Raw genomic sequence first — 12,964 nt, forward strand, 5'->3', positions numbered from 1 at the left:
CGGCGCACGCGTGAAGGAGAACCGCCCGTGCACTCGAATAAACTGGTCCGAATTGCTCTCGCTTGCCTACTGGCGGCCTCCGCCATCACAGCCGTCTGTGCGGAAACCTGGCGCGTGGACAATGTGCTGGGCGATGACGCCAATGACGGCATCCACCGGCCGTTCCGGACCATCGCCCGGGCGCTGGAAAGTCTGGGGCACTCGGACACATTGTCACTGACAGCGAACCCGGAGCCGTATCGCGAATCCTTGCCGATCAAGAAGGGGGGAACGCCGCAGGCCCCGACAATCATCGAGGGCAACGGTGCGACACTGAGCGGGGCGGACATTGCTCCGAAGGACGGCTGGACCGAGGCCGATGGCATCTACCGGCTGGAGCAGAAGACCGAAGTGAAGTTCCTGTTCGGCCCCGGCATCTGCTACCGGAAGGCGGCGAACGCGAAAGTTGAGGCGCCGGAGCAGTGGTTCTGGGAGGCGGGAACGCTGTACTTCCGCCCGGCTGAGGGAAGGACGCCCGCGGACTACGAGTTGCGCATGAGCGTGCGCATCTCGGGGCTCATGACGACCGGTGCCTGCCAGGTGATCATTCGCAATCTGCGCTGCGAGAACTTCTGGAACGACGGCTTCAACATTCATGGCGGGAGCGCGCCGCTGTGGTTTGAGAACATCGCTGCGGAGTGGAACGGCGACGAAGGCTTCAGCGCCCACGAGAACTGCGAGTGCTACGTGCGAGGCGCGGTGCTTTCACATAACCAGTGCCACGGTATCGCAGATGGGCTCCTTGCCCGCACCCACTTCTCAGGCCTGACGGTGCGCGACAACGTACTCAAGGGCATTCTTTTCCTTGGCGGATTCCACTCGGTGATCGACAGCGAGGTGTCGGGCAGCCCGGAGAACATTGCGCTGGCCGCCCCGAGCACCAGCCTGCTCAATGCCCCGCTCCTTGCGGCCAACCCATTGCGAGAAAGCGTGACCAACCTGCGCAACGTCGTGGTGCGATCAGGCCCCGGGCAGACGGGGATCGCCATCGCCGGATCCGCCACTGGTGTGGTTGAGCACTGCCTGATCGAGGGAGGACGCTTCGGCGTGAGGGTCGCTCCGGGCGGGCACGTCTACCTGACTAACAGCGTGGTCGCCGGGGCATCGGAAGCGGAAGTCTGGTCGGAGGGGAACTTCGGGGGCGACTACAACCTGCTGCACCCCGGGCGACTGTTCGTGGCGGGAAAGCGCTATGGTCCGGAGCAGTTTGACGCATATCGCGCAGATACCGGTAACGACGCCCACTCTATTCTGGGGGCACCGAAGTTCATTCCGGGGACGCCCTGGGCAAGCCGGGCATCCGTCGCTGCCGGGCGGGCCTACGATACCGGTGGGTATGGAGGTGCGGACATCGGGCCCGTGGCGCCGGGTCCGAAGCCGGCGGAGTCCGCGGACATCCTGCCCCTGGGAGCAGAGCGAACCGCTGCGGGGGGTGTCTTGTACCGGTATGATTTCGAGATGGACAACCCTTGGTCGAGGGTCTACCCCGATCCGGACAGGACCTCCGAGGGTGCGGTCATTCAAGGATCGGCGGAGCTTTCCGATGCCCAGGCGCATAGCGGGAAGAGGTCGGTGAACCTGCGGGTGCAACTGCCTGCGGCGCCTCCGGCGCGCTGGCTGATCAAGCTTTTCTCCACTCGCCTGCACTTTGAGAAACCCGTGACGCGCATGAGTTTCTGGGTGTACGGTGATGGTTCCGGGCTGGCGTTCCGGCCCAGAGTGCGCGACGCTTCGGGCGAAGCCTTCTACGGACCGGTGCAGACGCTGGACTGGGAAGGCTGGCGGCAGGTGAACTGGGACCTGGCTACGACCCCGCCGTCACCCATTTCGATGGGCGATGGGAACAAGCTGCAAGACGGCCCGCCCATGGAGATCGTAGTGGAGTTCACGCCGAAACTCGGCCCGGGACCGACCGAATTGTCGGTGTACGTGGACGATCTGGAAGTGGAACTTGCGCCATAGCGGGCAGACCGCAGGCCGCATCGCAGAACGGAGCAAGAAGCAATGACAGGCATCGAACGCACTCTCGCAGCCCTGAACTTCGAGCCCGCTGACCGCGCCCCGGTTGCGGGCGGCCTGCTCCAGAATGCGCGGTATCTTGCGGCGAAGGCCGGGGTTGCGGAGTTCTGGCAGGCGCCAAGAAAGACGCTGTTCGAGGGCTTCCGGCGCATGGGTTGCGATGCAATTCTCGGGCCTGTGATGCCCAAGCCGCCCGAAGAGACCACGCGGGATGCCTGGGGCCGGGAGACATCCTTCAGCTTAAGGCACGCGAAGCCGGAGATTACTACGCCGGAGGGGGTCGCCGAGTATGCTCGCTCGGCACCGACGGCTGAGCAGGTACGACAGGGCTTCGACTTCCAGGCAGCATACCAGGACTTTGTCGAGGTGTCTGTGGAGACGCAGCGCGAAGCCGGCGACATGCTGGTGATTCCGCACACGCTGGGATACGCGCCGCAGTTCCCGACCTCGGACGGCGTGTACACCTACGAGGCCTTCCTGATGGCCTGTGCGCTCTATCCGGAGGACATGGCGCGGCTGTTCGCGGTGTGGGGCGAGTCAGCACGCTGCCGCTATGAGGCCACGGCAGCGGCTATCCTGGAGCATGATCTCCCGCGCATCATCTGGACGGGCCAGGACATCTGCGATGCCAAGGGCCCGGTCTTGTCTCCGGCGTTGCTCGAGCGGCTCTACTTTCCGGTGCTGTCGCGCGCTTTCGATCCCCTCAAGCAGGCGGGGATCCGCATCGTCTGGCATGCGGACGCGAACTACCGGCAGATCATCCCGCGGATGATTGAACTCGGCGTGGACGGCTTCCAGGGCCTGTATGAAACGCCCGATGGCGTGCGACTGGAGGACCTGGCGCGCATGCGCAGCCGCGACGGCAATCCGCTGGTCCTCTTCGGCAGCGTCTCGACCGCATGGGTCCTGCCGCATGGAGGGCCCGAGGATGTGCGGCGGGAAGTGGAGCGATGCATTGAAGCGGTTGGAAGGCAGGGCGGACTGCTGATCGCGCCCTCTTCGTCCATCGGGCCGGAAGTGCCCTGGGAGAATGTGGATGCGATGTACGAGCGGGCGCTGGAAGGCTGACAGGAAGCCCGCAGAACCAGAGGAACGCGGACGAAGACGCCCGCGTCACGCGCAAGGCTGCGGCGGACAGGAGCAGCTGATTCGCGACTTGCACATATCACAGGTAGGCGAGGCCCGGAGATGCCCGAAGCGCACGACGTCCTGATCCTCACCGACAACCCTGGATGCGGCACCGCCGCTGACCTGGAGATACTCTACCCGGACCGGCTGAAGCGCCTGGATTTCCGCAAAGAGAAGCACGGGGTCTCGGTCTTGCGCCAGTACCGCGCCGTGGTGGTGCAGGTGAACCACGGCGTGAACCTGCCGAAGCTCAAGTTCGATGCCCTGGACAGCTACGCACGCGGCGGCGGCCAGGTGATCTGCTGCCTGTTCGAGTATGCGGCGGCCCGTGGACTGCAGCTGAGCAAGACCCACGTCTGCGACCGCATGCGGCCCGGCATCCGCATCGAGGCGGAGTGTGATGTGACAAAGGGCTTCGCGGTGGGCGACGAAACATGGTGGTTTGGCACCGTCTCCAGCGCACCCGACAATCTGTATGAGAACCAGATGGTGCAGCGGCAACTTTTCGGAGTGAGCGAAACGGGAGACTGCCGAATACTGGCCACCTCCACGGTCAACGGCGGCGCGGTGATGGTTGAGGAACGCATCGGCAGAGGCCGGATCGTGGCCATGGACCTGCTGTCTCCGGGCAGGCCGTATTACAATTCCCACGGGAGCACCAACAAGTACCTGTTCGCGGGGAACATCATCGGAGGCTCGGTGCGGTACGGGAAGCAGTATCCCAAGCGCTGGAGCTACGACGAGTTCGTGGAGCAGATGCGCTTGCTGGCCGACCGGTTTCCAGAACTTCGCATGGTCAACGACGGCCCTTGCAGCAATGGCGGGCCAATGTGGAGCTTCGAACTGGGCGATCCAGGAAAGCCCACAATTTACCTGGGCGCGGCTGTGCACGGCTGGGAATGGGAGAACGCTTTCGGCCTGCTAAGGCTGACGGAGCTCCTATGCGATTCGCCCGGGATCGAGGGGCTGGACACGCGCGACCTGCATTTCCGGATCATGCCGATCCAGAACCCGGCGGGGTACGATGCCTTCATCCGTCAGAATGCGCGCGGTGTTGACCTGAACCGCAATTTCGATGTGGCTTGGGAAGAGCTTCCGGTGGTCCAGGACGTGGCTACTCCGTGGGACTACAACTACAAGGGCACGCGCCCGGCGTCGGAGCCGGAAACCCGGGCGATCCAGGGGATCATCGACCGGCATCGGCCAGTCTGCGCCATCGACTTTCACACGGCGGACTACATCATGCTTCTGCCCCACAAGGGCGATGATGCGCTGTGCGGGGCGATCCAGGCGAACATCCAGCGGCGCCTGAAGGACCGGTATCTCGCGCAAGCACCGTACAATGGTCCGTACCAGCAGGTGAATATGGACCGCAAGTCCGAGCGCGAGAAAATGCCGTACCTGGTCTGCTATGCGGCGGAACGCGGTGCAGCGGCGGCGTTCCTGATCGAGATGTCCGGTAATCGCGACGACGTGCACGCGATGGTGATGAACACAGACACGGTGGTCGAGATCTGCCTGGCCTCAGTGCAGGAATGCCTGGGCTACCTCGCCAGAAAGTGAGAGCAATGCAAGAGAGGATGACTATGAGAGAGACCCCGCGGGTGCTGGCGATTGTGGCGCATCCGGACGACGAATGCTGGTGCACGGGCACACTGGCAGCCCAGGTCGATGCCGGCCTGGACGTACACCTCGCGGTGGTCTGCAACGGTAACATGGGGGGCATGCCGGAGCGAAGCCCCGAAGAGCGGGTCGTGGTTCGAGAGAAGGAAGTGCGTGCCGCCGCGGAGATCATCGGATGCCGGCTGACACTTATGGACGTCGGCGATGACGAAATGATGGAGCGGTATACCAGCGACTACTCCCGGCTCGAACAGGATGTGCGCGAAGTGATCCGGTCCGTGGACCCGCACCTGCTTATCGTCCCGCATCCCCAGGACTACCACCAACACCACCGCGCTGTATGCGAGGTCGCCCTGAACGCATCGGCGAATGCAGGGAATCCCAGCATTCCGGGAAGGTACCCGCCCGCGTCTCGGGTGCCGGCGACTTTGTTCATGCAGCCGCTTCCGCCCACTGTGTTCGAGCCCCACATCTACTCAGATATCTCGGGCACCTTCGAGCGCAAGATCGAGGCTTTGCGCTGCCACTCAAGCCAGTACATCTTCCTGCAGGGCCACCACCGCACGAACCTGGAGACCCTGGTCATATCCGCATGCACTCTTCACGGGGCGGCGTGCGCCGTCGCTTACGCGGAAGCTTTCGTGCTGTGCAACCGGCTGAACCGCCCGACCACTATCCAGCAGTTGGCGGAGTTCTTCCCGCCACGCAAGTGAGGGACGAGCATGAAGGGCGTCGTCTTCCTGGGCAACCGGCAGCTCGAGGTGCGCGAATTCCCGGTGCCCGCACCCGGGCACGGGGAGGTGCTCGTCAAGGTCATCGCCAGCGGGATTTGCGGGTCGGATCTCCACGTGTACCGGGGCGTCCACGTGCCCGGTCAGATCGCGGGACATGAGCCGGCGGGCATCGTGGAGGCACTCGGGCCCGGGGTGCGCCGAGTCAAAGTGGGCGATCGAGTGAGCGTCCATCACCACGAGGGCTGCGGCGTCTGCCGGCATTGCGCACAGGGCGAGACGGTAGCCTGTTCGACCCGGCATCTCTGCTACGGGGTCAACCGGCCTGGGTCTTTCGCGGAGTACATGGCGGCGGCGGAAGCCAACTGCATCCCGATCCCGGACCGGGCAACTTGCGAAGACGGGGCTTTCATGGCCTGCGTCGGAGCGACGGCCTATGCAGCTTTGAGGCGGCTCGAGGTAACGCCCCACGAGAGCCTGGCGGTGTTCGGCCTGGGCCCAGTGGGACTGAGTTGCGTGATCGTGGGCAAGGCGATGGGGCTGAGGGTCATCGGCAGCGACGTCTCGCCTGCTCGTCTGGAGATCGCGCGGAACTGCGGAGCGGACAGCGTCGTGGACGCGCGCCGTGAGGACCCAGTGGACGCGATCCGCGAATTCAGCCGGGTCGCGGGATATCCCTGGCAGGACGGAATCGACTATGTGGTTGAGACCTCAGGAAGCACGGCGGCGCGGGAATGCATGTTGCCGAGTATCAAGCGCGGAGGCAAAATCGCCGTCGTTGGGGTGGGGTCCACGGAGAAGGTCATCAACCCAAGCGACATCCACGGCAAGGCGGCCACGATCGTCGGATCGGTCGTGTTCCCGCTGGGTTGGAGCTGGGACTTCGCACGATTCATCGCCGCGAGCGGCCTGAGCTTCGGGCCTGCGGTGACGCACCGCTTCAGCCTGGACCAGGCCGAGGAGGCTCTGCGTGTGGCGGATGAAGGCCTGGGCGGGAAGGTGATCTTCGCGCCCCACGGGGTGTGAAGCGCCAATTCATCGACCGCTACACCAGCGCCAACTCAAGGACCTGCTCCACGTGTTCCACAAACACGAACTGCAGGTCCTTGCGCACTTCCGCAGGCACTTCGTCGAGGTCCTCGAGATCTTTGCGGTTCTCCTCGGGCAACGCCACGGTCTTGACACCTGCGCGGTGTGCAGCCAGCACCTTCTCCCGGACTCCACCGATGGGCAGAGCGCGCCCGTGGAGAGTGATCTCGCCGGTCATTGCCACATCGCAGCGCACAGGCCTTGACTGGAGCGCGGACATGAGCGCTGTGCAGATGGCAAGACCCGCGCTGGGCCCCTCTTTCGGAACAGCGCCCTCAGGCACATGGACGTGGATGTCGTGCTTCGTGAAGTAATCTTCAGGCAGTCCAAGCTCGGTGCTTCGCGTGCGTGCGTACCCCACGGCCGTCTGCCCCGACTCCTTCATCACGGTGCCCAGTTGGCCCGTGAGGACCAGGGCGCCGTTGCCAGGCACGACGCAGACCTCGATGCTGATGATGTCACCGCCATGCGGGGTGTATGACAGCCCGGTGGCGATGCCGATGCGGTGTTCGGTGCCGCAGCGGTCGCCCCGGTGTATCTCGGGCCCCAGCATCTCGCGAATCTTCGCGGGGTCAGCGGTGATGGATGGGTTGTCTCCAGCGGCCACCAGGCGCGCGGTCTTTCGACACACCGCAGCGATCTGGCGCTCAAGATTGCGGACTCCCGCCTCGCGCGTGTAGCTGTTGATGAGGGTGCGCAGGCCGGACACCGGAAAGCGCAGGTGTGTGCCCTTGATTCCATGCTCGGCCCGCTGCTTCTTCACCAGGAAATGCCGGGCGATCTCCAGCTTCTCGTTCTCGGTGTAGCCCGGGAACTCGATGACTTCCATGCGGTCGCGCAGCGCAGGGGGGATGGGCTCCAGAAGATTCCCGGTGGCGATGAACATGATGTTGGACAGGTCATAGGCGACCTCGAGGTAGTGGTCGCGGAAAGACCCGTTCTGCTCGGGGTCGAGGACTTCCAGGAGTGCGGAACTCGGGTCGCCCCGGAAATCCGCCCCGACCTTGTCGATCTCGTCGATCATGAAGACAGGGTTGTTGCTGCGCACGCGGCGCAGGGCCTGGATAATCTTGCCCGGCAATGCGCCCACGTAGGTGCGGCGGTGGCCCCGGATTTCGGCCTCGTCGTGTACGCCACCGAGGGACACACGGATGAACTCGCGCCCCATGGACCGCGCGATGGACCGTCCGATCGAGGTCTTCCCCACTCCCGGTGGTCCCATGAAGCAAAGGATCGGCCCGCGCACGTGCTGCACCAGCGAGCGGACCGCGAGGAACTCCAGCACTCGCTCCTTGACTTTCTTCAGGCCGTAGTGGTCCTGGTCGAGGATCGCCTGAGCTCGGTTGATGTCGATCTCATCAAGGGTCTGGGTGGACCACGGCAGTTCCAAAAGCCAGTCGAGGTAGGTTCGGATCACCGAGACTTCGGGCGATGCGGGGGGCATCTGCTCCAGCCGCTCAAGCTCCTCGAAGGCTTTTTCCATGGCCTCCTCCGAGAGCTCGGAGGCCGCGACGCGTTCCCGGTACTCATCGGTGTCGTTGTATCCGCCGCCAGTCTCACCGAGTTCGTCCTGAATTGCGCGCATCTGCTCGCGCAGATAGTGCTCGCGCTGACTGTCTTCCATCTCCGTCCGCACTCGCGCATGGAGGTCACGTTCCAGGCGCAGGATGGATAGCTCGCTAGCGATAATGAGCTGAACGAGGTCGAGGCGCGCGGACACGTCGAAGGTGGCCAGCACTTCCTGTTTGGTGGTGGTGTCCACATTGAGGTACGCGACGATCGTGTCGGCAAGCCTGCCGGGCTCGTCGACGTTCATCGCCATGACGAGGGCTTCGGGCGGGATGTTCCCGCTGAGCTCCGTAGCCTCTTCGAACGCGGAGATGAGGCTGCGCATCTTCGCTTTGGTCTCAATGCTCGGGCTTGAAGACTCGGTTACAGCGTGCGCTCGAGCCCGGAGGAACCTGCCGGACCAGCGCACCTTGTCCACCTGCATCCGCTGCAGGCCCTCGAGCACCACTCGCAGAGTGCCGTCCGGCAGTTCGAGGACTTGCACGGCGCGGGCGAGGGTGCCGACAGAATAAAGGTCCTCGGGACCCGGATCCTCAAGTTCGGAGTCCAGCTGGGTTAGCGCGAGCAGAGGCTCGCCGGTCTCGCGCGCAGCCTGAATCGCGCGGATCGTCATATCTCGAGCGGCGCCAAGGGGCAGCACGAGCCCCGGAAAAACGACAACATCGCGCACCGGAAGCACGATATGCCCGCCCGCGTCCGGATCGCGCCGCCTTCGGGTTCGTCTGATGGGTTCGTCATTGCGTCGGCTCATTGTGTGGCCCAGCCACCCTGATGTCATAACACCGAATGGCGGAACACGCCAGACCGGTGCAGTTAGCATTGCGCCCGCTGGAATCAGCGGGCGGTGTGGATACTCCGGCGCCTGCGGAGGAAGTCAGGCGGACTTCTGTTCGCCCTCGGCCCGCCGCACCAGTATGGGCAGTCTTCCCTCTTCGACGCACTCCCGCGTGATCCTGCAAGCGCTGACGTTGCGCTCCGAGGGTACTTCGTACATCACGTCGAGCATAATCTTCTCGATGATGCTGCGCAGTGCGCGGGCACCGGTCTTGCGCTGGTAAGCCTGTTCGGCAATTGCATCCAGGGCGTCGTCGTCGAACTTGAGCTCCACATCATCCAGCATGCGCAGCATCTTGCTGTATTGACGCACCAGAGCATTGCGCGGCTCGACGAGGATCCGTCGGAGCGACTCCACGCTGTGTGACTGAAGGGTCGCCAGTACGGGCAGTCGCCCGATGAACTCGGGAATCATGCCGAACTGGATGAGGTCCTGCGGCATGACCTGCGCGAGCAGGTCGTCATCCTCCTGGTCGGTCGGCACGTGGGCAGCGGCCTGGAAACCCATGGTTCGGTTATGGGTCCGGGCACGGATGATGTCCACGAGCCCATCGAACACGCCGCCGCAGATGAACATGATCTTGCTGGTGTTGACCTGGATGTACTCCTGCTGCGGGTGCTTGCGGCCGCCCTGCGGAGGCACGTTGGCGACGGTGCCCTCCAGAATCTTCAGCAACGCCTGCTGGACGCCCTCGCCGGAGACGTCTCGGGTAATCGAAGGGTTGTCACCCTTGGAGGCGATCTTGTCGATCTCGTCGATATAGATGATTCCGCGCTCGGCCTTTTCGATGTCGTGGTCGGCCGCGATCACCAGTTGCAGCAGGATGTTTTCGACGTCCTCGCCGACATAGCCGGCTTCGGTCACGCTGGTTGCGTCCGCGATGGTAAAAGGGACGTCCAGCATCTGTGCGAGAGTGCGTGCGATGAGGGTCTTGCCTGAGCCCGTGGGCCCCATGAGCAGAATGTTGGTCTTGTCCAGCTCGACGTCATCGTCGCCCAGGTCATTGAGCATCGCGCGCTTGTAGTGGTTGTAGACGGCGACAGACAGGACCCGCTTGGCCTGCTCCTGCCCCACCACGTACTGGTCGAGGTACTCCTTTATCGCTTTGGGGACTGGGACCTGGCCGGCGTCGGCGGTCTCATGCAACGATTGCTGTGCCTTGCTCCGCAGAATCTGGTTGCACAGGCCTACGCAGTCGGCACAGATGTAGACTCCCGGCCCGGCGATGAGCTGCTTAACTTCGGTCGGGCGTTCACGTCCGCAGAAACTGCAGCGCAGGCGCCGATCGTTCCCGTCTCCGGCTGCGTTCATCCGGATCTGTCTCCCGTTCCTTCGGTGCTTGACTGCACGGGTGTGTTAGCTGTATGCCCCGCCTGCTTCACTCAGTGGGTGTCGGCTGCTTCTGCGCCACGTGGTCCACAACGCCATACGCCATGGCTTCGGTGGCCGTCATGTACTTGTCGCGATCAGTGTCGCGCTCGATGGTCTCCAGCGGTTGGCCGGTATGCCTGGCGAGTATCTCGTTGAGCCACCGGCGCACGCGGATGATCTCCTCAGCCTGAATCTGTATGTCTGAGGCCTGTCCCTGGAAGCCACCCAGCGGCTGATGAATGAGCACCCGGGAGTACGGCAGGGCATAGCGGTGCCCGGGCTCGCCCGCTGCCAGGAGGACCGCGGCCATACTGGCGGCCTGCCCGATGCACCAGGTGTGGACCTGCGGCGAGATGTACTGCATCGTGTCATAGATTGCGAGCCCTGCGGTGATCAGGCCGCCGGGGGAGTTGATGTACATCGAGATCGGCTCGGTCGGGTCGTCGCCCTGCAGGTACAGAAGCTGGGCCACGATCAGGCTGGCAATCTGGTCGTCGATGGGCGTGCCGATGAAGACGATGCGCTCGCGCAGCAATCGGGAGTAGATATCATACGCGCGCTCGCCGCGTGCGGTCTGTTCGATGACGGTTGGTGGGTACAACATTTCGTGCCTCACGCCTCCTCTTGCTGGATGTCGGCCTCCGCGTCAGTTGCGGTCTCTCCAGCGACTTCGGCCGCGGGTTCGGCGGCCGTCTCTCTCGCGGCTTCAGGCGCTTCCTCGGCCGGCTCTTCGGGTGCCGACAGCGTCAGCAGTTCCTTGCGCATGGCAGCGTACTCTTCAGCGGTGACTTCGCGCACGGTCGCGGCGCCGATCAAGGAATCGAACACCGCGCGGCGCTGAATACGGGTCTTCACCATGTCCGTGAGGTCATCCTGCAAGTCGGCCGCCTGCTTCAGGAAGGACAGCTCAAGGTCGTGTTCCTCTGCATACCGTGCAAGTTCGGCCTCAATCTCGTCCTCGGTGGGTTCCGGCTGCTGCTTGGCCAGTTCATCGAGAATTGCGTCCAGTGTGAGCAAATGCCTGGCGCGCCGCTCCTGGCCTGCTTCAAACTGCTCATCGGAGACGCCGACGGCGTTGATAAACTCCTGGATCTCCATGCCCATCTCGTCGAGTTCTTCGCCGAGCTCGCCGAGCTGCCGCCGGACCATCCCGTCAACCATCACCTGGGGCAGTTCCACGGTGCAACGCTCAAGGAGAGCCTTGACGACCTGGTTCTCCATCTCCTGACGGGCCTTGTCAGCGAGCCGTTCCGAAATCTGGCGGATTACCTCGGTACGGAGATCCTCGAATGTACTGAACTTCTCGCTGTCCAGTGACTGAGCGAATTCATCATCCAGATCGGGGAGCTTGCGCTCGCGGAGAGCGTCAATCTCCACCGTGATGTGAGCGTTCTTACCCGCGAGGTCCGCTTCTTCGTAGTCCTCGGGATATGTGATGTCCATCTCCACCGACTCGCCCACTTCTTTGCCGAGAATTTGCTCGTCGATTGGTGGGAAACGGTCTTTCTCACCCACCACCAGCGTTTCCTCGATGCCCGTTATCGGGTTGTCCTCACCCTCCACGCGGATCGTTAGTTCCAGGTCCACGACGTCTCCTGTCTGGACGGTGGTGCGCTCGACGGTGATCTCTTCGGCATTCGCGGCACGCAGCTGCTCGATGACTTCGGCGACCTGTTCCTCGCTGGGTTCCACTTGCGGCCGGATGAGTTCAAGGTCGGACAGATCCGCGAGGGTGACGCGCGGTCCCACCGTGGCGGTGAACTCAAGCTCCGCGGGCTCGCCTTCCTGCAGATCCAGCTCTTCGAGGTCCGGAAGCTCGGGCTCGCCGATGACCTCCAGCTCCTCGAGGGTTTTCTCGAGGTGCTCCTGGAGCAGCTCGTACCATGCTGAACTTCGGATGGCGCCTTCGCCGACCTGACGCTTGAGCAATGCGCGGGGGGCTTTGCCCGGGCGGAAACCGCGGATCTGTCCGCGCGCGCTCAGCTCCGCGTAGACCTTGTCGAAGGACGCCGTGACCTCGCCGGCATCAAAGCCTAGTGTGATCTTGATCTGGCAGTCCGGCAGGTTCTCCGTACGTACGTTCACCTGGAATCTCTCCCACTGTCACTTGGGCTTCTGTTGCCCGCGGGGCTGGTGCTCTGGCCCTGAAGGACCCCGTCCAACACACAAACGCCGTCCGGTGAAACCACCAGACGACGCGGTGTCAAGCCTGCAATCTGGTACTGCGTGCCGATGCTGCCGTGCCCGGCGTGCGCAAGGTCGGGAATGGGCAACGGCGGGATCGGGAGGACGGATCTGGTGGGCGCGGGGAGATTCGAACTCCCACGGGTCTCCCCACATGATCCTAAGTCATGCATGTCTGCCGTTCCATCACGCGCCCCAGCCGACCGCCCCGCGGCCTATGAAAGTATTTGGTGGGTCGTGGAGGACTCGAACCTCCGACCTTGGCATTAAGAGTGCCCTGCTCTACCGGCTGAGCTAACGACCCACGGTCCGGAACGGCGGAATGGCAGTTTACGCAGGAGTTGCGCTCGTTGTCAAGCCCAATCCGTGCCGCCCG

9 protein-coding genes and 2 tRNA genes are annotated in these 12,964 nt (G+C 63.6%); 5 read left to right on the forward strand and 6 right to left on the reverse strand.

The annotated features are described in order from the left end of the window. The first annotated feature begins 27 nt into the window (after window positions 1–27). The 5 genes from HPY44_15255 (at window position 28) to HPY44_15275 (ending at window position 6,566) form a co-directional block, all read left to right on the forward strand. The gene (locus HPY44_15255; GenBank protein NSW57372.1) at window positions 28–2,001 is read left to right on the forward strand and encodes a right-handed parallel beta-helix repeat-containing protein; all 1,974 of its coding nucleotides are present in this window, start codon (window positions 28–30) and stop codon (window positions 1,999–2,001) included. Between the two features lie 42 nt (window positions 2,002–2,043). Next, on the forward strand, window positions 2,044–3,126 hold the full coding sequence (locus HPY44_15260; GenBank protein ID NSW57373.1) for a hypothetical protein: 1,083 nt from the start codon (window positions 2,044–2,046) through the stop codon (window positions 3,124–3,126). 120 nt (window positions 3,127–3,246) lie between these two features. Then, window positions 3,247–4,749 carry a hypothetical protein gene (locus HPY44_15265; GenBank protein ID NSW57374.1) on the forward strand — a complete coding sequence of 501 codons (1,503 nt, stop codon included), beginning with the start codon at window positions 3,247–3,249 and terminating at the stop codon, window positions 4,747–4,749. A 23-nt stretch (window positions 4,750–4,772) separates the two neighbouring features. Next, window positions 4,773–5,522, forward strand: a complete 750-nt coding sequence (locus HPY44_15270; protein ID NSW57375.1) for a PIG-L family deacetylase — start codon at window positions 4,773–4,775, stop codon at window positions 5,520–5,522. A gap of 9 nt (window positions 5,523–5,531) precedes the next feature. Further along, complete coding sequence (locus HPY44_15275) at window positions 5,532–6,566, forward strand: alcohol dehydrogenase catalytic domain-containing protein (GenBank protein NSW57376.1); 1,035 nt, start codon at window positions 5,532–5,534, stop codon at window positions 6,564–6,566. Between the two features lie 19 nt (window positions 6,567–6,585). On the opposite strand, the gene lon is transcribed toward HPY44_15275, so the two are convergent. The 6 genes from lon to HPY44_15305 all read right to left on the reverse strand — a co-directional run bounded on the left by lon (window position 6,586) and on the right by HPY44_15305 (window position 12,892). Beyond that, a complete protein-coding gene (gene lon / locus HPY44_15280; protein ID NSW57377.1) occupies window positions 6,586–8,949 on the reverse strand; it encodes an endopeptidase La in 2,364 nt (787 codons plus the stop codon). A 123-nt stretch (window positions 8,950–9,072) separates the two neighbouring features. Further along, a complete protein-coding gene (clpX, locus tag HPY44_15285; protein NSW57378.1) occupies window positions 9,073–10,344 on the reverse strand; it encodes an ATP-dependent Clp protease ATP-binding subunit ClpX in 1,272 nt (423 codons plus the stop codon). 67 nt (window positions 10,345–10,411) lie between these two features. Further along, window positions 10,412–11,008, reverse strand: coding sequence for an ATP-dependent Clp protease proteolytic subunit (locus HPY44_15290; protein ID NSW57379.1), 597 nt, complete (start codon window positions 11,006–11,008; stop codon window positions 10,412–10,414). Window positions 11,009–11,016: 8 nt separating this feature from the next. Further along, window positions 11,017–12,489 carry a trigger factor gene (gene tig / locus HPY44_15295; GenBank protein NSW57380.1) on the reverse strand — a complete coding sequence of 491 codons (1,473 nt, stop codon included), beginning with the start codon at window positions 12,487–12,489 and terminating at the stop codon, window positions 11,017–11,019. A gap of 211 nt (window positions 12,490–12,700) precedes the next feature. Further along, window positions 12,701–12,784: transfer RNA gene (locus HPY44_15300), tRNA-Leu, on the reverse strand. A gap of 32 nt (window positions 12,785–12,816) precedes the next feature. Next, a tRNA-Lys gene (locus HPY44_15305) sits at window positions 12,817–12,892 on the reverse strand. Between the last annotated feature and the right edge of the window lie 72 nt (window positions 12,893–12,964).

It is taken from the genome of Armatimonadota bacterium (genome assembly GCA_013314775.1).
Lineage (GTDB): Bacteria > Armatimonadota > Zipacnadia > Zipacnadales > JABUFB01 > JABUFB01.